General features: G+C 51.2%; 18 protein-coding genes. 6 read left to right on the top strand and 12 right to left on the bottom strand.

Annotated features, from left to right (window positions below; translation table 11 throughout):
- The first annotated feature begins 47 nt into the window (after nt 1-47).
- Nucleotides 48-3,353, top strand: a complete 3,306-nt coding sequence (locus tag KP707_RS01085) for a S41 family peptidase (RefSeq protein ID WP_211501899.1) — start codon at nt 48-50, stop codon at nt 3,351-3,353.
- Between the two features lie 49 nt (nt 3,354-3,402).
- Here KP707_RS01085 and KP707_RS01080 read toward each other — a convergent pair whose 3' ends face one another.
- On the bottom strand, nt 3,403-3,933 hold the full coding sequence (locus tag KP707_RS01080; RefSeq protein ID WP_211501898.1) for a cytochrome b: 531 nt from the start codon (nt 3,931-3,933) through the stop codon (nt 3,403-3,405).
- Nucleotides 3,934-4,058: 125 nt separating this feature from the next.
- Here KP707_RS01080 and KP707_RS01075 point away from each other — a divergent pair, with 125 nt between their 5' ends.
- Both KP707_RS01075 and KP707_RS01070 read left to right on the top strand, forming a co-directional pair.
- Nucleotides 4,059-4,637, top strand: coding sequence for a YqaA family protein (locus KP707_RS01075; RefSeq protein ID WP_046900041.1), 579 nt, complete (start codon nt 4,059-4,061; stop codon nt 4,635-4,637).
- 467 nt (nt 4,638-5,104) lie between these two features.
- On the top strand, nt 5,105-6,472 hold the full coding sequence (locus KP707_RS01070) for an MFS transporter (protein ID WP_064274160.1): 1,368 nt from the start codon (nt 5,105-5,107) through the stop codon (nt 6,470-6,472).
- A gap of 90 nt (nt 6,473-6,562) precedes the next feature.
- Here KP707_RS01070 and KP707_RS01065 read toward each other — a convergent pair whose 3' ends face one another.
- Nucleotides 6,563-8,533: a transglycosylase SLT domain-containing protein gene (locus tag KP707_RS01065; RefSeq protein WP_244591055.1), complete on the bottom strand. Its 1,971-nt coding sequence runs from the start codon at nt 8,531-8,533 to the stop codon at nt 6,563-6,565.
- A 165-nt stretch (nt 8,534-8,698) separates the two neighbouring features.
- The gene (locus KP707_RS01060; RefSeq protein ID WP_211501897.1) at nt 8,699-9,505 is read right to left on the bottom strand and encodes a uracil-DNA glycosylase family protein; all 807 of its coding nucleotides are present in this window, start codon (nt 9,503-9,505) and stop codon (nt 8,699-8,701) included.
- A 54-nt stretch (nt 9,506-9,559) separates the two neighbouring features.
- Here KP707_RS01060 and KP707_RS01055 point away from each other — a divergent pair, with 54 nt between their 5' ends.
- From KP707_RS01055 to KP707_RS01045, 3 genes are read left to right on the top strand one after another with little or no spacing between them, the layout of a single operon-like run.
- On the top strand, nt 9,560-11,323 hold the full coding sequence (locus KP707_RS01055; RefSeq protein ID WP_211501896.1) for a tetratricopeptide repeat protein: 1,764 nt from the start codon (nt 9,560-9,562) through the stop codon (nt 11,321-11,323).
- Nucleotides 11,320-12,216, top strand: coding sequence for a 4-(cytidine 5'-diphospho)-2-C-methyl-D-erythritol kinase (locus KP707_RS01050; protein WP_211501895.1), 897 nt, complete (start codon nt 11,320-11,322; stop codon nt 12,214-12,216). The genes KP707_RS01055 and KP707_RS01050 overlap by 4 nt, the downstream gene beginning before the upstream one ends.
- A gap of 15 nt (nt 12,217-12,231) precedes the next feature.
- Nucleotides 12,232-12,630: a hypothetical protein gene (locus tag KP707_RS01045; RefSeq protein ID WP_249202713.1), complete on the top strand. Its 399-nt coding sequence runs from the start codon at nt 12,232-12,234 to the stop codon at nt 12,628-12,630.
- A 7-nt stretch (nt 12,631-12,637) separates the two neighbouring features.
- Here the strand turns inward: KP707_RS01045 and KP707_RS01040 are convergent, their stop codons facing one another.
- Genes KP707_RS01040 through KP707_RS01000 form a run of 9 tightly spaced genes read right to left on the bottom strand, consistent with a single transcriptional unit; the run spans nt 12,638 to nt 19,784 of the window.
- Complete coding sequence (locus KP707_RS01040) at nt 12,638-12,961, bottom strand: hypothetical protein (RefSeq protein ID WP_211501894.1); 324 nt, start codon at nt 12,959-12,961, stop codon at nt 12,638-12,640.
- 4 nt (nt 12,962-12,965) lie between these two features.
- Nucleotides 12,966-13,361 carry a response regulator gene (locus KP707_RS01035; protein WP_211497684.1) on the bottom strand — a complete coding sequence of 132 codons (396 nt, stop codon included), beginning with the start codon at nt 13,359-13,361 and terminating at the stop codon, nt 12,966-12,968.
- Nucleotides 13,358-14,419 (bottom strand): chemotaxis response regulator protein-glutamate methylesterase, encoded by a 1,062-nt coding sequence (locus tag KP707_RS01030; RefSeq protein WP_211501893.1) that lies wholly within the window; start codon nt 14,417-14,419, stop codon nt 13,358-13,360. The genes KP707_RS01035 and KP707_RS01030 overlap by 4 nt, the downstream gene beginning before the upstream one ends.
- A complete protein-coding gene (locus KP707_RS01025) occupies nt 14,419-15,246 on the bottom strand; it encodes a protein-glutamate O-methyltransferase CheR (protein WP_211501892.1) in 828 nt (275 codons plus the stop codon). The genes KP707_RS01030 and KP707_RS01025 overlap by 1 nt, the downstream gene beginning before the upstream one ends.
- Complete coding sequence (locus tag KP707_RS01020) at nt 15,239-15,655, bottom strand: chemotaxis protein CheW (RefSeq protein ID WP_215769402.1); 417 nt, start codon at nt 15,653-15,655, stop codon at nt 15,239-15,241. The genes KP707_RS01025 and KP707_RS01020 overlap by 8 nt, the downstream gene beginning before the upstream one ends.
- A 28-nt stretch (nt 15,656-15,683) precedes the next feature.
- Complete coding sequence (locus KP707_RS01015) at nt 15,684-17,693, bottom strand: chemotaxis protein CheA (protein WP_211501890.1); 2,010 nt, start codon at nt 17,691-17,693, stop codon at nt 15,684-15,686.
- A complete protein-coding gene (locus KP707_RS01010) occupies nt 17,690-18,049 on the bottom strand; it encodes a response regulator (protein WP_211501889.1) in 360 nt (119 codons plus the stop codon). Before KP707_RS01010 ends, KP707_RS01015 begins: the two co-directional genes overlap by 4 nt.
- Nucleotides 18,046-18,318, bottom strand: a complete 273-nt coding sequence (locus KP707_RS01005) for an STAS domain-containing protein (protein ID WP_249202712.1) — start codon at nt 18,316-18,318, stop codon at nt 18,046-18,048. Before KP707_RS01005 ends, KP707_RS01010 begins: the two co-directional genes overlap by 4 nt.
- Nucleotides 18,315-19,784: a methyl-accepting chemotaxis protein gene (locus tag KP707_RS01000; RefSeq protein WP_249202711.1), complete on the bottom strand. Its 1,470-nt coding sequence runs from the start codon at nt 19,782-19,784 to the stop codon at nt 18,315-18,317. Before KP707_RS01000 ends, KP707_RS01005 begins: the two co-directional genes overlap by 4 nt.
- Between the last annotated feature and the right edge of the window lie 87 nt (nt 19,785-19,871).

Raw genomic sequence — 19,871 nt, 5'->3', positions numbered from 1 at the left:
CCGCAGCATCATCGAAGGATATTTTCATATGAGAAGTCCTTCACATCATGCGGTTTTCCCTCCGACGTTCCCTTCTCTCATGCGCGGCTCTTCTGGGGTGCACCTACGGGCTAACCGCTCAGGCTGAGCCCGGTTACTTCAGGGAGCCGTCACTCACGGGGCAGACCGTTCTTTTCAGTGCGGAACAGTCAGTCTGGAGTGTGCCCCTGACGGGAGGCACGGCCCAGCGCCTGACCAGCGCGCCTCATGGCGCCAATGCCGTTGACCCGCAGCCTGTCCTCTCGCCCGATGGCAAAGAAATCGCATTTCTGGCGAATTTTGATGGGCCGACAGAGCTCTACATCATGCCGAGTTCCGGCGGCACGCCCCGACGCATGACGTTTGAAAACGCGCCCAAACTTCATATCGCAGGATGGGATGCTCATGTAGGCATCCTGTACTCCATGCCGGACGCAACTGGCCCTTACTACAGCTACAATGTCGCAGCTCTGGACCCAAAAACGGGTGCAAAGCACGTCTATCCGCTTGCCAACGTCAATGACGCTTCCATTAGCCCGGACGGTAAATGGCTGTATGCCGTGCGGTTCGGGCTCGCGGTAACAGGCGATCATATGCGGGCCTATCGTGGAGGAGCACTCTCGCAACTCTGGCGGTTTGATCTTCAGTCCGGAACCGAGGCCGAACGTATCGGCACACGCACAGCGAACCTGATCCGTCCCATGCCGTGGCGGGATCGTCTGATCGTTATTTCCGACGAAAACGGACGTTACAACCTCTGGAGCATCGCAGCAGACGGAACAGATGCCCGACAGCTAACCCATTTTACAGATTACAGCATTCTGGAAGCGTCACTCTCAGGCGACCATGTTGTGTTCCGCAAAGGGGCAGACCTCTTTTCGCTGGATCTGACCTCAGGCGAGAGCCACCAGATCCCCGTCAATTTAGTCTCGGACAATGCACCTCGTGCACCGTACTGGCTGGATCGACCAACCCGCTTCACCACGTCGGAGACCATTTCTCCCAAAGGCGATGCCGCTATCTTCACGATGCGCGGCCACACGGTCGTGGCAGCAGCTTCCCCGAGGCGTCTGATCGTCCTGCCCACTCCGGACAATGTCCGCCTGCGCCTTGCCCGCGTAACGCCAGATGGCAAATCCGTCATTGCGTTCAGTGATGCTGGCGGAGAATCTGCGCTGTGGCGTTTTGCGGCAGATGGCAGCGGCAAGGGAGAAGCACTCAGCCAGCCATCCTCAACCGAGCCTGTTGCTCTCGAAATCTCACCAGACGGAAAATACGCCGCGCATACGGATTTGCTGGGGCGCCTGTGGTTGCTCAACCTTTCGAGCAAAGCTGAGAAGCTCGTGGATGATGCCACTCAGGACGGCACGAACGTTTTCGATTCCCTTTCATGGGCAGCAGACGGAAAGGCCCTCGCCTTCGTACGCACGCGCGGCTCTAATCTGCGACGTCAGATTGCCCTGTATTCTCCGGAAACAGGACGGACGGAGTGGGTGACGAGCGATCGTTACGAATCCTATAGCCCAAGCTTCTCCCCAGATGGGAAATGGCTGTGGTTCCTGTCTGATCGCACATTCTCGCTGGCTAACGGCTCTCCCTGGGGAGACCGCAATCTGGGACCGGCGTTTCCACATCGTACAGGCATCTATGCCCTCGCACTCCAGGCCGGAGAACGCTTTCCTTTCCAGGCCCCAACCGAGCTGGATCATGATGACAGCAAGGAAAAAAGCGACAAGAAAGATGAGAAAAAGGACGCTCCGAAAAAACCTCTTCCCGCGTTTGAATGGAACGGATTGACAGATCGTCTCTATCAGGTTCCCGTCCCTGCCGCAGATTATCACGGGCTGGCAGCCGCCAGCGATTATCTGTTCACCGTGGATGGTACGGACGATGACGCCAACCCTCTGAAGTCCATTCATATCGACAATAACGAGCACAAGATCGAAACCTTCTCCCCCAAGGTTGAAGATTTCAGCCTCTCGGCAGACGGCAAAACGATCATGACCGTAGCCCCTCGCGCGAAGCAGGCACCCGAAGTTCTTCTGCTACCAGTCGGGGCCAAGAAACCTGATGATGTTGCAGGGAAAGCGGTCAGCTTTGACGGACTACGACTGCGCATCGACCCTGCTCAGGAATGGTCAGACGAATTTGTCGATGCCTGGCGCCTTCACCGTGATCATTATTATGACCGCGATCTGCATGGCGTAGACTGGAAAGCCGTCAGAGCCCATTTCGCGCCATTTGTGGATCGACTTGGAGACCGTGCGGATCTGGATGATCTGCTTGGCCAGATGGTTGCTGAAATTGGCGCCATGCACTCCCAGCTCCGGCCGGCACAAAGCCTCGAAGACCCGGCTGCAAACCTGATTGCTGGACTGGGTGCACAGATTACCCGCGAAGCAAAAGGCTTCCGCATCACACATATCTATAGAGGAGACCGCGATCTACCGGATCAGCAGTCTCCATTGGCTGCTCCGGGCGTTGATGCGCAGGACGGAGATCTGATTGTTGCCGTGAACGGACAATCTGCAGCCGACGAGCCCGACCTCTCTATGCTTCTGGCCAATCAGGCTGGAAAACAGGTTCTTCTGACCCTTCTGCGCAATGGCAAAGAACACAAAACAGTCGTGACAGCCGTAAGCTGGCGCAAGCAGAAGTCCTTGCGCGCACGGGACTGGGAAGGCAGCCGTGCTGATCTTGTGGATCACGCCAGCCATGGACACATTGGTTATCTGCATCTGCAAGCCATGGTCGGCGATGACATGGAGGCGTTCGCCCGTGAGTTCTATGCCAATATCGACAAGGATGGACTCATTGTTGACGTCCGCGGCAATAATGGCGGCAACATTGACAGCTGGGTTCTGACGCAGCTCATGCGCCGCTCCTGGATGTTCTGGAGCCGCTATGGCAACGCTCCGGCCATCGACATGCAACAGGCGTTCCAGGGCCATCTTATCGTGATTTCAGATGAAATGACCTACTCGGACGGTGAGACCTTCTCTCAAGGCATCAAGTCTCTCCACATCGCGCCGCTCCTTGGGGAACGCACAGCAGGCGCCGGTGTCTGGCTTTCGGACGGTGACCGTCTGATTGACAACGGAAATGCCCGGACAGCCGAAAACCCCTATTTCGACATGAACGGCCACTGGCTGGTCGAGAACAAGGGTGTCTCACCGGATATCGAGATCGAGAACATGCCGGTCGCCACCTTTAAGGGGCAGGATCAACAGCTTGATGCGGCGGTTTCGTATCTGAAGACGCAGATGACGGATCATCCGCGCCCTGCGCTCAAGGCTGAGCCTTTCCCGGTTCAGCAGCCTGCTTCACCGCAATAAGGCAAAATAGTCCAAGGCCTCTGCACATATCTGCAGAGGCCTTTTTTATTCAGAGCATCATATCCATGACCTGATCCCGCCGGGAAAAACGGTGCATCAGCGCCGCCACACAATGTCCGGCAATCAGAACCCCCAAAATCCAGGCAGAAAACTGGTGCATGACACCCAGGATCGGCGCGAATAACGCAGTTTTCTGAATGAGCGCCGGCAGGTGCACCGTCCACAGCATCTGGACTGGCGCACCGTGGGCAGAGGCCATCAGCCATCCCGTGAGAGGCGTGGTCAGCATCAGAAGATAAAGACATCCCTGAAGCACGCGCGCCGCAATGCGCTGCTCTTCCGGAATAGTGCCAGGTAATGCTGGCGGCCGATGTGTTGCGCGCCAAGCCATTCTGAGAACAACTAGGATCACAACTGTCGATGCGATCTCCTTATGAATGGAGAGCAGTTCTCCTTTCAAAGGAGAAGCCCCACGCGGCAACAGGCGCCCCGCATAGAATCCAATCATCCAGACCGGGATAATGATAGCCGCCATGCCCCAATGAAACAGGCGGGCCAGAAGAGAGTAACGTTGGGGCACGGGGCATCCATTTTCAGAAAAGGAAGAGCTTTGTGCTTCCTTTACCCTGTTTTCCGAAGCAATGAATTTTCATTCAGTGACAGAGAAGGATAGGAAGACCGGATATTCCTCCACAGGACCAGACCGTGATCCATTCCCTCTATCGTCGCATCACCGACCTTGCCGCCTCACCCAAAGCCGTATGGTGGCTTATCATTATCGCCATGGCAGAAGCGTCGGTCTTCCCGATCCCCGTTGACCTGATGCTCGTTCCCATGATCCTGACGCGACAGGACAGGGCCTGGTTTCTCGCAACAGTCTGCACTGTTTCCAGCGTAATAGGTGGCGTGATCGGATGGCTGCTCGGCGCTTTCCTGATGAAGCATATCGGTATGCCCATCGCCCATTTCTATCATGCAGACGGTCGCATTCTGGCATTGGAAGACCTGTTCCGCCGATATGGCATATGGATCATTCTGGGCAAGGGACTCACGCCTCTCCCCTACAAATTCGTCACACTGGCAGCCGGTGCGGCACACTTCCCGCTGCTGCCGTTCATCGCTGCCAGCATCACAACGCGCGGCGCACGCTTCTTCCTGGAAGCCGCCCTCCTCAAGGCCTTTGGCGAACCTGTGCGCGAGTTCATCGAAAAGCGCCTGACGGTGATCCTGCTGATTCTTCTTGTGGTGATCGTTGCGGGCGTCGCGCTTGTTGAGCTCTTCTAGAGGAATAGTCACATCAGATGATGCGTTTATGGCATAAAAAATAACATAAATACTATTTGAATATAACAGAATCATGTTATCGTCCGCGAGATCGTACTCACACGGTTATCGGTGACGGCTTTCCAGCAGGCCTGCCTGCTCCGTTCTCCTCACGTCAGAATGTCCTGCGCGGATGACATGAGGAGAAAGGAACTGCCGGCCTCCGAACGACAACCCGAACGCATATTCCCGCTGTCAAAGGAGCTCGCCATGTTTAGAAAACAGCCTATCTTTAGCGCTAAACGTTTTAACATCCTGCCTCCGGCATCACGCTCGGCAGGTGTGTTCAGTGGTATCGAAGCACAGTTTCTTGGACTGGCCTCCCCCGGGATCGTCACACTGCTTGGCCCTCTGGAAAGCACCGATCTGTCATCGTTGCCGTGTGAAGACACTCCATCCTCCCTTTCCTTCAGGAAGGCATGACATTCATGAGTGCCACAGAGCTTTCTCCACCCCATCGATCAGCCGTCACCAAATCCCGCATTCTCTGGGGCATGCCGGTGATGTTGCTGTGGGGTTATATCGCCGTTGCCCTGTACATGACGGGCGACGGCATCGAAGTTGCGTTCCTTGCCAAATACGTCACGCAAATCGGCTTTACGCCGAAGCAGGCAGGAATGCTCTTCACCATTTACGGTGCGACAGCCGCCATTTCGAGCTGGCTGTCTGGCGTGCTGGCCGAAGTTTATGGCGCGCGCCGCATCATGGCGATCGGCACCATCTGGTGGGCGCTATGCCACGTCGCGTTCCTCGGGCTCGGCCTCGGACAGCACTCCTTCCCGATGATGATGCTGTTCTATGGTCTGCGCGGCTTTGCATACCCGCTGTTTTTCTATGCGTTCTTCTTCTGGATCGTCCAGAAAACCCCGGATCATCGTCTGGCCTCTGCCATCGGCTGGGTCTGGTCGATGTTCACGCTGGGTTACGGCATCATCGCGTCCTTCCTGCCAAGCTGGACCATCCCCGCTTTCGGGTTCATGCCGACCCTGTGGATGTCTTTGGCCTGGGTTCTGGCTGGCGGCGCACTGGCTTGCCTGACCATCCGCGAAGACCCTTCTGAGGCCAAGCCACTGGCAGCCAAGGTGTCCGTCAAGGAACAGCTGATCGAGATCAGTCGCAGCCTGACGCTGATTGTTGAGAACCGCGATATTGCATTGGCACTCATCACGCGCGTCATCTGCAATCTGTCTCTCTTCGGCTTTCCGGTCATCATGCCCCTGTTCTACACGTCTCCGGAAGTTGGCTTCACCATGCCGCAATGGCTGCGGATCTATGGTGCGTTCTTCCTGGTTCAGCCTGTGACCAATGTGGTCTGGGGCCTTATTGGCGACCGGATCGGCTGGCTGCGTCAGATGCGTTGGTTCGGCTTTGTCGGCTGCGCAATGGCAAGCCTTGCCTTCTATTTCATCCCGCACCTGATGCCCGGCAACATGTTCACCGCAATTATCGGTGCCTTGTTCCTGGCTTTAACGCTCAACGCATTTGTGCCCATGGGAGCAATTTTCCCCGCCATTGCACCCGATCACAAGGGTGCTGCAGTTTCCGTGCAGAACCTTGGCGGTGGCCTGAGCAACTTCCTAGGCCCGGCACTGGCAACACTGTTTGTGACCGGCTACGGCACGCAGGGCGTCGTTTACATCTACGCAGCACTGTATCTGCTTGCCGCAGTCATCACCTGCTTCATCCGCTTGCAACAGCCAAAGGGAGCTTCCGCCATGGAAGTTTACTCTTCCGCCAAAGCGTCTGCGGTTCATGAAGAAATGGAAGATCTGGGCATCCAGACCCAGAAAAGCTAAGCCCCAAAAACAAAAAAGCCCGGCACTCAGGCCGGGCGATTTTCTGAAGAAACCTCGCATCAAAATGCTGATGCGAGGTTTTTTTTATTCTTAGTTCAGCGCCATCTGCTCATGAGCCAGAGCCTGCTCCGCGCCAAACGATGGCCACTCGGAATGCGTCAGCGCTTTCAGAGACGGCGAAGAGAGCCCCATCTTATGCGCATACAGCCACGTATAAGTCAGGGCGCGATGCACATAGTCACGCGTTTCCGTGTTGGGCAGCGTTTCCATAAAGAACAGCGGATCATGCAGATCGGCCGTCTGTGCACTTTCCCAGCGGGCGATAGCGCCAGGCCCTGCGTTGTAAGATGCCAGAACCCGTACAAGATCCCCGCCCTCAGGGCGCGCCGACAACGATGTATGGCTCGACTGAGAAGCCAGATACAGCACGTATAGCTGACCGATTTCCAGATTGGATGACGGGTTGTGGAGGCGGTTTACCATGTCAGGCGGTACCGGAATAACAGCCATCCCATGGGCATCATATGTCTGGTGATGCAGTGTGATGAAGCTCGCCGTGATCGGCCGGATCTGCATCAGCCCATGCGCACCTGCCCCGGATGTAGCGGCAGCATCGAAATTCGATTCAACGCGCGTGAGGGCATAAACCAGAGCCGGGTTCATCCGAAAGCCATGGTTGGGCTTGAGACGAGGCATCGGCAAATCCGCACCAGCCGCTTGTGGGCGGCTCTCCCCGTTCATGATGAGCGACGCGAGCTGTTCGGAGAGATCTTCAAATCCGGCAGTCTGAGCAACGAGCTGCAAGGACCGGGACCGCGCACTGTCAGGCGCCACGTCCGTCCACATCCGCCGCATCAGCGCCTCGGCGCGTGCACGCTCGCCAATCTGAAGCAGGGCAAACAACTGTCGGCCCTGTGGGAGCGCACTGATGGCCTCGACGTCAATTTCCCCAAGAACCGGAACAGGATCATGAAGCGTGACTTCCGTTACGCTGTCTGGCAGGCGGGCATGACCCTTACGTCCAAGCTCCAGTGTCTGAGCGGCGAGCATCCCATAAAATGTTTCGTGATGGTTCGCGGCACGATGGAGCCAGGACACGTATGCCGCCATTGCGTGACGGCGAATTTCTGCACGCGCAGCCCAGAACGCTGCGGCAGCATGAAGCTCAGGCGATGTAACTGGAGCATTTGCCGCCGATTCAAACAGCTCATATGCCGCATCAAGATGCCCCTGACGCCAGGCGGCCAGACCAGCGACATAAGCGGGAAGACCAACCTGATGGCCCCCTCGCTCGAAGCCGGCGCAACCATGACGCAGCGCGCTCTGAGCATCTCCCTGTGAAAGCAGCCCCAGAGAAATTTCTCCGTAAAGCTGCCCTGCATAGGCAGGGGTCATGCCGGGCGTAATATCCACAAGGTGCAGTGCGCTGGCTGCGCCCTTCACGCCCTGCATCACCCGCTCCTGAACCGTACGATCCAGGAGAGGATTACGCGTGAAGGCATGCGCCAATGGGTCTGCAGGGGAACTATTAGGCAGGTGAACGGTTTCAGGACGATCTTCAGGCGCCAGAGACCTCGCAAAAGTCTGGAGCTGAACGGAGCCTGCCGGAGCAGTCCTTACCAAAAGCCCCTGAATTGCAGGGGCGTCCGGTTGGGTTGAATAGTTTTTCAACCAGTCACGGAGCTGGTCCGCTCCTGGATGAGCACCAGGCGCAAGATAGCGATCTGCCAGAACATCGCCCAGCAGGACGCGATCCGTAAGCAAACGCGTCTGCTCCATGGCTTCTTGCAGGTCACCACGACGCTGCGCCTGCAGGATCAGACGATATCGACTAGCCATAGTGGCCGTCAGAGGGTGTGGCAGCGATACAATGCCGTCCCCACCGAGGCTGGGACGGGCTTCTGCAAACGCTGTTTCATCGCCAGCATGGTCTGGCTGAGGCGGCAGAGTCTGCACACCGTCAGCACGCACCGGGGAGAAAGTTCCACCGGTCAGAATCAGCACACTCACAAGCAACGCTCGCGCCGTGCCACCTGAGATGAAAGGGGTAATCCTTCGCATAGCCGCCGGGTGCTACCCGGTTTCTGGCACGCTGGCAAGTTTTGGTTAACCAGAACAGAGCCTCGGACTAAGCGATGATATCGTCACACACTGGAACAATCCAGTGGCAAACACCTGTTTTCGAGTAGTTTTTTGCGTTTTCGCGAAGTTTTTTACAGGCTTAAATCAGGACTTATTTAGTTCTGTATTTTCCGCACTCAATCGCTCCATCAAAACCAGAAGATCCTGCCACGCATTCCGGCGTGCAGCAGGGCTGGCAGCGAGTTGTAACGGGTGTCGCATAGGCAGCAGAGCAACCGGTGCATCCAACTCGGGAATCCGAATTTCCGTCCATTTGCCACGCAGCCGATTCAGCATGGCCTGATCCCCCAGAAGCAGCCGTAGAGGCGTTACTCCCATCGTCACCAGAAACGGTGGCCGACACAGGGCGATCGTTTTCAGCAGCAACGGACGACAGGACCGCATCTCCTGATCCGTTACACCGCGCCCTCCCGGCGGCCGCCATGGAACCGCTGGTGCCATTGAGAGCACCGAGCGTTCCAACCCGGCAGTGGCCAGCATTCGATCCAAAAGCTCACCGGCACGCCCCGCAAAAAGTTCTCCAGAGCGATCTTCATCCGCGTCCGGCGTCTCTCCAATCAGCATGAAGCGAGCAGCATCGACAAAAACGGGCTTGAGCCGATGCGTTGCCGTCCGCGCCAAAAACAGATCATCAAGCGTTTCGCTCGCCCGAATCAGGGCCGGCAGATCACGTGCCTGTTCCAGCCCGGGTGATACCGGCGCAGGCGATGGCACTTCCCTGGGTAACGCTGATCGGGCGTGTAAGGTGTCCACTCGGGCAGGCAGACTCCGAGGCACATCCGAAAGGCGGTCAATCGTCTCTTCCGAAAGAACCTCGTCCACACCCCAGTCATATTGCAGCTGTAGCGCGGCAAGCAGTTCTGCCCGGCTCGGAACAGGCTGGGGTGTCATGAAAAATCCGTTCAGGTTGGCGTATGACCGCATGCGGTCTAGAATTGACCCATTATGCAGATCACGCGCGGCTGGCCCAGATCAATTCCGGTTTTTTCGCACTCGCTTCGCGCGGGTCTCTCGGCACTTCTGCTGGCGGGAACCCTCCTGCCCTCAGCATTTGCGGCCCCTCCTCCGGAAACAATGCCCGCTATTGATCCCGGGAAATCCCTGACCGGCTGGCTGCTGGCGTCGAGCGTCATGATGCAGCGCGGTGAGATCGACGCTGCCTATAACGCGCTTTCACATGTCCTGACGTTATCTTCCCGCGATCTGAAGCTGCGCGAAGATGCTCTGCGCTACGCTGCCATGACCGGACATGAAGATGAGGCTGTGACGTTCGCCAAAACGCTTCCCGCCAGCGATATTGCCACCCTCGTCCTTGCCCAGAACGCGGTTACTCGGAAATCCTGGACGGAAATGCGCCAGACGCTGAGCCGCAACAACCATCGAGGCCCTCTGGTCTCTGTTGCAACGCCCGTTCTTCTGGCATGGGCGCAGGCAGACGAAGGCCATGTCGAGCAGGCACTCTCCACCCTCAACGCCGCTGCAACCTTCGCGCCTACACGCCGCTTGTACCAATTCCATGCCGCGCTGATTGCGGAGCGACTGCCTTCTCAACATCAGGCGGAACTTCTCTATCAGAAGACTGGCAACAGCCCCGATGATCCGCTGACACTCCAGATTCTTTACGCCCAGATTTATGGTGGCTGGCTTGAAAATCAGGGCCAGCATAAGGCGGCACTCGATGCCGTAGCTGCACTGGGCGTGAGTTCCCCTCTCGCTTCCATGATCATTGGGCCACTTCAGCATAACCTAAAAAAACGACCTCCCCTTTCTCCCTCTCAGGGTGCGGCAATTCTGAACCTGCAACTTGCCCTGATGATCACGGACGTTATTCAGCAGGAAGGCATTCCTCACGATCCGGCCATCATCGCATTGCAACAGGCCCTCTATCTTGATCCCACCCTCACGGTTGCACGCATTTTCCTTGCCGACACCTTCCGTGACGGCAATCAGATCTCGAAGGGCCTCGAGACACTCAATTCGGTTTCCAGCACGGACTCTCTGGCAGCGCTGGCTGCCCAGGAGCGAGTCAATCTGGCCAGCCGCTCCCACGATCTTCCACTTCAGGCCGATGCGCTTCATCGCGCGCTAACCCTGCTTCCGGGTAACCCGCAATTTCTGGTTCAACTGGCTGAAGTTCAGGATCAGATGGGCCATCATGCCGAGGCGATCGATCTTTATACGAAAGCTCTCAAGGCCTCTCCTCCTCGCAAGGAGATTGCCTGGCCGATACTTCTCGGTCGCGCCATGGCTGCCCAGGAAAACGGAGACTGGGCCATGATGCAGGAAGATATGCACCATGCGCTGGAACTCGCCCCTGACCAGCCAGAAGTTCTCAACTTCGTCGGTTATGCCAGTATCGAACACGATATTGACCAAGACCACGCCCTGCAGTTGCTTAAGCACGCGGTGGAACTCCAGCCTAACGATCCATCTATTCAGGACAGCTACGCCTGGGCCCTTCTCAAGGCCAAAGGTGACCTGAAAACCGCGCTACCCATTCTTATTCAGGCTGCAGAACATGCCTCGAGTGACGCCGAAATTGGCTATCATCTAGGCGTTGCATATTGGTATCTCGGTCGCCACACAGAGGCTCAGGATCAATGGAACCAGTCTCTGGATGACAATCCGCAGCCTCAGGATCGCACTCTCATTCTGAATGCCCTCCAGCAGGGCGGCCCACATCTCAAATCATTCGAACAGAACAAATGACCCGTCTTCAAGATACCGCCCACGCCAAAATCAATCTCTATCTGCATGTCACTGGGCGGCGGCCTGACGGGTATCATCTGCTCGACAGTCTCGCAGTCTTCGCCGGAGCAGCCGACACAATCAGTGTGGGAGAAAAGTGCGATCGGTTTTCTCTGTCTATTGAAGGGCGATTTGGCAAAGGCCTTGAAGCCGACGACAGCAATCTCGTCCTCAAGGCAGCTCGAGCGCTTCAGGCAAAAAGCGGCTCTCATGACGCATACCGGCTGACGCTGAAAAAGGATCTACCTGTCGCATCAGGTATTGGCGGTGGCTCAGCGGATGCCGCGTGTACGCTGCGCCTCCTGTCAGGCGTCTGGAACACAACAGAATCCGATCTTTGCGCACTTGCAGAACCTCTTGGGGCCGACGTTCCCGTCTGCGTTCGTCAGCAGGCGACACGCATGGAAGGAATTGGGGAAATTCTGACCTTAGCGCCAAAAATGCCGAACGGCGGAATTCTGCTGATTAATCCAGGTGTTGGTGTGTCAACGCCCGATATCTTCCGCAGCTTTGCCGCAATGGGGGGCATCGTTCAGCGTACAAAACCGGTGCTCCCCAGCCAATGGTCGTCAATGCGGGACCTTGTGGATCTATTACGGCAAACAGTAAATGACCTTCAGGCGCCCGCGATTGCCCATGCCCCGGTTATTTCTGACGTTCTCACTGCGATCCAAAATCAGCCAGATTGCCTTCTTTCACGTATGAGCGGATCAGGCGCTACCTGCTTTGGCCTCTTCCCGACCCCACAAAAAGCACACGAAGCCGAAGAAGCTCTTACCCAAACTGCTACACGCTTGGGTTGGTGGACATGGAGTGGTTCATTCCATCAGAATTCTCCCGTTGGAACCCCCTGAAAAGAGGCGCTCGAGATGACTAACAACCCGCGCATGCAGGTAACCCGCTCAGAAGACGGGCAAAAGATCATTCTCTCCTTTTTGGATGGAAGCGGTCTGACCGGTGACATTTCTCTGGATGAAACCCAGTTGAACCAGTTGATTACCAGCTTGGGGATGGCACGCACCGCGCTACTGGAAAAGCGTCCACCAGCGCCGATTGAAGGAGCGCGCTTTGCTCCCGTGTATAAAACAAACTGGGCTTTGCAGATTGATGCGCTAACCGAGGGGTCATTGCTGGCCTTTCAGCACCCTGCATATGGGCCCGTCGGTTTTGTTTTTACGCCTTCAGATGCGGAGCAGCTTCTACGCGGCCTCCAGAAGCATCGGACAATGGTTCACTCCCAACCTGGCGACGCTAGTCAGCCAAGCTGAGGGACACTTAGAATAGTTCTACATCCGCAACAGAGAATGGAGCGACAGGCTGCCCTTTAAGCATCCCGCGAAGATGCTCCAGGGTCACTTGTTCAATTTCGTGACTAGCAATTGTCACACGCTGTACATCAGACTGCCTCGAAAGACGCAGGCAGAGCGCACTCATTTGCTCAAGCTCCTGCATCAGGACGTCCAGTCCCTGCAGAGAGCCAACCGCGTTTTGGCCGCAACCATCCAGCATGACGGTCTCAGCATTTCTGCATGAAGATGATGCCTGAGCCCACTGCTGTGCCATTCCTTGAAACAAAACAGCGAGTTTGATCTGATCCACACAGTTACGCTCCACAGATGGGACCGAATACTGCCTCGATCCGTGATTTTAGCGAGCTTGTGGTAAAAGGCTTAGCCAGAAAATTGTTTACTCCGGCTGAAATAGCCTGCTGTACCAGCTCCTTATTGGCCTGCCCCGTCAACATAATGAAACCCGTTTTTCCGATCGTAGACGACGCGCGCACAGCCTTTAACAGTTCCAGACCATCCATATCTGGCATATTGAAATCTGATATGATCAGGTGCGTTGAATTTGCATTCAGATGTTCAAGAGCTTCCAGCCCGTTACGGACGCCAGAAACTTTCACAAAGCCTAACTGAACAAGACTGTTTCTCAACAGAGAACGAATGGATGTCTGGTCATCCACAAGCAGAACAGACATGGAGGAAGCAGAAATCATTGATAAGTCTCCATTTTGTGGGGATCGGCCAGCCGAAGAATAGCAGCGCCTATTTCAGGTAAGGGGAGTTGCGTCTCTACAGCGCCACACTCAAATGCGGCTCTGGGCATGCCATAGATGACTGAAGTCTGTTGATCCTGCCCGATTGTCTTGGCCCCGGCCTCTCGCATGGCCAGTAGCCCTCGCGCACCATCAGCTTCCATCCCGGTTAAAATGACGCCAACAGCTTGGGAGCCAGCTGATCGAGCGACAGAGAGAAAAAGCGCATCCACCGAAGGTCTATGGCCATTCACTGTCGGCCGCGGCACCAAATGGCAGATGTAAGACGCAGTGTTTTCATCATAAGCAATTTCCGTGTGCGCCTCGCCTCCAGGCGCAATCAAAATTTGCCCCCGTTCCAGACGACAAAAATCGGTCACAAGATTAACCTGAGGGCGAGAAATTGAGTTTAAACGCCGAGAAAAATTCTCAGAAAACTGCCTCGGCATGTGCTGCACAATCACAGTGGGTGGGCAATCAACGGGAAAGCTTTGCAAAACCTCGGAAAGAGCCTCTACACCACCTGTAGATGCACCGATTGCCACGATGGCATCGCTTACGTCTTTTTTCACTGAGTGGGCCGCTGTTCGCGATAACGAAGCTTGAACCACAGCTTCTCCAAGCCCCGCAAACGCGTCCTCGCCTTGCAAAGAAGGCATTTTAGAAAAGCAGCTTACAGCGCCCATCTGCTGAGCCCGTTCTGTAATTTCCCCATGTGGAGATAAGAGGCTGGAAACCATAACAACCGGCATCGGGCGTAAACGCATGATCTTTTCAAGAAACTGCAGCCCATTCATCCCCGGCATTTCAACATCAAGTGTCAAAACATCTGGCTTCAGTCGGATAATCATATCCCGCGCCTCAAGAGGTGTAGTTGCAGTTCCAACTACTTGAATGCGTTTGTCTCGATTCAATGAAAGCGTTATGAGCGCTCGACTTGTAAGCGAATCATCTACAATCAAGACTGATACAGGTGAATGCCGTAAATAAGGGTCGAAAATTTTATGGTGCACTTGCATCACACAACTTTTTTGTAAGCGTTTATTCCAATAGGGCGGAGACCCAATTCTTCAAAATTAGTTATTCTCTCAGAGTGACCAATATAAATTTCACCCTTGATGTGAAGACGACTAGACAGCCTTCTCCACAAAAGATCAGTCGTTTTTTTATCGAAATAAATTGTGACATTCCTACAAAAAATTGCATGAAATTTCGCTTGAAAAGGCCATTCACCAATAATATTTAGTTTTTTAAATAAAACTAAATCCTTAATATTTCTTGAAAAATAGAATTCCTCCCCAGAAAAATCACAAAATTTATTAAATTTTTCTGAGAAATTTTTTGGAATATTATTTTTGAAATAGATGCCATCTTGAGCTCGCCTTATCATCTCCGGATCAATATCAGTACCTAGAATTTTTATTTTTTTTATATGCGAATAATTTACTGCTTCAGCTGCTGTCATTGCAGCAGAATAGGCTTCTTCTCCACTTGAACAGGCGGAAGACCAAATACGAATTCTCTCTTCTCTCATTATTTCTGCATAAAAATCACAGCATAATAATTTATGTAAATAATAAAAGTGATGTTTTTCTCTAAAAAATGACGTAACATTTGTTGTTAAAGCCGATATCATTTTGTCTTTTTCATATTCACCTTCTCTAGATTCCATTAACTTAAAATAATCGTTTATATTTTCAGCATCCAACTCCCTGATTCTCCGCGACATTATTGAATGAATAATAGTTTTTTTACTTTGATTCAGATGAATTCCAGATATTTTTTTCGCAATCTTGGAGATAGTTAATAAATCTTTTTTACTTAGAACGTTCTTATTATTAATCATTTATGCATTCTTTTATAAAAAACGACTCATTTATTTTAAATATATTCCTCTCATCAAAAGAAATAATCCCCTCTAAAATAGAGCAATTTTCATTAAAATTTATTCGTCRCAAATCCTCCTTATGGTAAGATAGTATTTCCAAAACATCATCGACAGAAAAGGCAATTATTTTATTATCTCCCTCTAAAATTATAATAGCTTTTTTTAAAATATTTTCATTATAACTATTAATTTTTTTACCAAAATTTATCAGAGGTATAACTGACCCACGAATATTTATAATACCTTCCAAGAACTCTGGGGAGTTTGGAATAATGGTTGATTTTATCCAATTTTTTATTTCTTTCACATAAGATATATCTATAGAGTATTCTTGATTATTGGATAAAAAAACCAGACTTTTTGACATCTGTTAAATTCCAATTCCAGATAATTAGTTACAAAAAACTACCGATGCCAGAATCGACATCAATAATTAGCGCTACACTTCCATCTCCAAGAATAGTTGAAGATAAAAATCCGGATAATTTTTTATAGTTTTTTTCTATTGATTTGATCACAAATTTTGATTGATCTATTAATTCATCCACAACTATAGCATATTTCGATTTTTTCTCATTTTGCAAAACCAAACATATTGATAGATATTTTTTCTCTTTAATATTTATAGGTATTAATTCATTTCTGTATAAATATTTTAACTCATTTTCTGATATTTTTAATATTTTCTTTTCTTCCAATAAAAAGGCTTCAACAACATAATTTGTTGGAACAATAAATTTTTGATTTCCGGATTTAAATATTAAACCATCAATAATAGAAAGCGTCATAGGCAGGGAAATAGCGAATTTAGTTCCTTTTCCTTCTTCAGAGAAAACCGAAATATTTCCACCTATCTCAGATAAAGTCTTCTTTACTACGTCCATCCCCACACCGCGACCAGACAATTCCGAAACAACATCAAGAGTAGAAAAACCTGGGGAAAAAATTAAATTTTGAATTTCTTCTTTTTCAAGATGAATTCCTGGCATGATAATTTTCTTAGAAATTGCCTTTTTATAAATTTTACTACAATTTAATCCGGATCCATCATCTTCTACTTCAATGATAAACCGTCCAGAACGAATAAAAGCTCTTAAATATAAATTTCCTTCATTGTTTTTATTAATATTTTTTCTAATATTTGGTTCTTCTAGACCGTGATCTATGGCATTTCGGATCAAGTGCATTAAGGGCTCAGAAAGTTTTTCCAAGATTGATCGGTCAATCTCTGCTTCCTCACCTTCGATATGAAACACCACCTGCTTTCCAGAAAGACGCGCTGCCTCTCTCACAATTCTGTTCATACGCTGAAAAACAGCTTTAATGGGATGCGCACGCATTGCCATTACATTTTCTTGTAACTCTTGGGTAAGCTGATTCAATTCAGAAACTGCGATATCAAGTGACGATCCGGGCAAAACATTACTTGATTGCATCTGAGTCCGTATAGCTCCCTGGTTAATGACCAGCTCGCTTACTAAATCTACGAGTTTATCTACTCTGCATGTATCAATACGAATTGTAGAATGCTCTTTATTTTCGTATTGAGAAACTCGATTCACTAATGCAGGATCGACTAAACCATCATTTGAACTTTCATGCGTCGGGATGGGTAAAGGTTGTAATTCTAAATTATCTTTGGAGAAGGGAGATTCGATAAACTTGCAGCCAAGGTCTCCCCCTGACCACTCAAATATCTCTTCAATATTCTCCCTGGCTTCAGGTGTCCTCAGAATTATTTTCCATTTGAGATAGCATACATCTGCTTCAAAAGACGTCAGAGACGGAATTTCAGTAGCATCTAATTCAACCTCAATAATTCCTTTCTTCTGTAAAAATACAAGAAAATTTATTGCATCGTCACCGTTCGAATAAAATGAATATTTCGGATTTATTTCAAAAAAGAACGTATTTTCTTTTTGATCTACGATATCTATTTTGACCGGCTGAAATTTAAATTCATCTATCTCTTCCGGTACCATGGAATTCAATATCAAATTTTGATCTGGATCGATTCCATCATTCAAATAATGGTTGAGATCAGCGTAGGTTTCATTCGAATCAGATAATGAAGTACCAAATCGATAAAATGAAACAATATCAGATAAAAAATCAGTCGCTTTTAAAAAAATTTCGACTGAACTTTGATCAATATCAAGTAGACCTGATCGAAATTTTTCCAGTACCTCCTCAAATAAATGAGCAAGACGTACCAGATTTTCCATTCCGAACGCTGCAGCTCCACCTTTAATAGAGTGAACTGAACGAAATATCGTATTTATTTTCGACAGTTTATCCGGAGACGTCCCGATGCTTCCGAGTTCGTCTTCAAGTACAGATAAGTGTTCCTCGCATTCTTGAAAAAAAACCTGACGAATTTCTTCCAAGCCATCTTGATCGTTCATGGTAACACTCGATCAATAGTCTCAAGCAAGCGATCTGCATTAAATGGCTTTAACAGCCATCCCGTGGCCCCGGATTCACGTCCTTTGTTGCGAACCTCTGAATTTCCTTCAGTCGTCAAAAAAAGAATTGGAACGTATTGCGTCTTAGGTCCGGATCGCAGCTTTTTAACAAGCTCTAAGCCATCCATTCGTGGCATATTCAGATCCGTAATAATAATATTCGGATCAAATACTTTCAGCTTTTCTAGCGCGTCCAATCCATCCTCTGCAGGACAGACATTATATCCAGCTTTCTCCAATATATTCCGCAGAATATTTCGGATCGTTCTAGAATCATCAACAATCATTATATTCATTGATTATTTTCCTTCTCAAGTAGGAAGGTGCCTCCCAACAATTCGAGAGCTTTCTGAAATTCAGCGGACGGATTTTGAATAAAAAAACGGGCTTGGCGCCCATGAGCTGTTTTTTGAGCTGAGAGTAAAATTTCGAAACACCGCCCCCCCAGACGTTTGACAGCGCCACCATCCAAAACAATATCTGTCGCTTGGTCTCTAAGCTGCTGCAAAAAATGCTTTGCAAATGCAGTTCCCATATCTGCCGGGAGACAAAGCATTGTCATCATCGAAACTCCTCCCAGCCGTCATCAGAGGTCTGAAAATCATTCGTTGAAAATAAAGAGGTCGCGGGAACGATATTATGATCGACCTGCGCATGAACGGCTCCAAATACGTTCCGATCGCCGACATGAAAATGATGAACAATCTGCACCAATTCTCGCGCTTCTTTGCTGAGGTTATGGCTTGCAGCCGTCGCTTGCTCGACCATTGCTGCATTTTGCTGGGTATTCTGATCCATCTGGTTTACTGCCAGGCTAATTTCAGACAGATCGTTTGCTTGGCTTTGCGCAGCAGTCGCGATTTCTCCAATTAGCACGCTGATCTCACCGACATTTTCAACGATGGTCTTCATGGCAGCACCAGTTTCCTGAACAAGGACCGTGCCTTTGCTGACTTGCTGCGTGCTGGACGTAATAAGATTTTTGATATCTTTCGCAGCATTGGCCGATCTCTGAGCGAGAGCTCGCACCTCTGTGGCGACAACAGCAAACCCTCGTCCAGCATCTCCAGCCCGGGCCGCCTCTACACCAGCGTTTAGCGCCAGTAGGTTTGTCTGGAACGTAATATCATCGATAAGCCCCAGAATTTGCCCAATTTGTTTGGATGATTGCTGAATATCAAGCATTGCAGCCATTGCTGCTGCCATGACATCTCGAGAACTCTCGGCGCGCTCACGCGTCTGGGTCACCACAATACTGGCGTGCATTGCCGCGTCTGCGGTTTTCTTGACCGTCTCCGTCACACTTCCAACGGACTGAGTCGTCTCTTCAAGCCGACTGACTTGCTGTTCCGTCCTATGGGCAAGGTCATCGGCAGCGGACGCAATTTCGGCAGATCCGGAAGAGATTGTTCCGACGCTATCATTCAGAGACATCAGAATTCTCTGAAGATCAGTCAGCGTCGCATTGAAATCTTGTCGAAGGCGCTCGTATTTTTCTGGGAAAGCCTCCTCCAGTTTCTGGTCAAGGCGACCTGCTTTGAGGTTCTTTAACGCAGCCCCAAGTACGTCTATCATTTCATCGCGCGAGCCCGCTTCGGCCATCGCTTCACTTTGGGAACGATTAGCTTCTTCCTGAGCGTTCTTTATGGACGCCTGAGCTTCGACAGCACGCTTTTGACTTCTCTCTAGGTCAGTTTGCAAACCTAGCAAACGTTCATGCACGCCAGCGAGATCAGGAAAAAGGTTACCAGAAGAGAAGACATCCTGAACTGCCAGTTGAGACAAGCCGTACGACAGCCGCTTGGCTGGAAGAAACACTTTCCAAAAGATCAGAATGTCGGAGAGAATTATGCCCAGAAAAACTAAAGCATCTGGCGCAAGGCAATTTAAAATTCCGTAGCCAGACATTTCTCGTACGCGCCAGTACGCTGCTCCAAACAGCAGCATCATAGGAAACGCCAGAATTACGCACAGCAGCGGCAATGTGATGCCACTGCTCTCAGGGCGTACAGGCTCGCGCGAAAAGAACATTCCAGATCACCCTGTCAAAACAGAACCTGCCCCAAGTCCGCACGGCACGAGAGGCATGAAGGGCTGTTTTACCAGTGACTGATTTAT

Source organism: Gluconobacter sp. P5E10, from assembly GCF_018812145.1.
Lineage (GTDB): Bacteria > Pseudomonadota > Alphaproteobacteria > Acetobacterales > Acetobacteraceae > Gluconobacter > Gluconobacter cerinus.
Note: the sequence above shows the minus strand (reverse complement) of the source record. Positions and strands in the feature narration are given on the sequence as shown.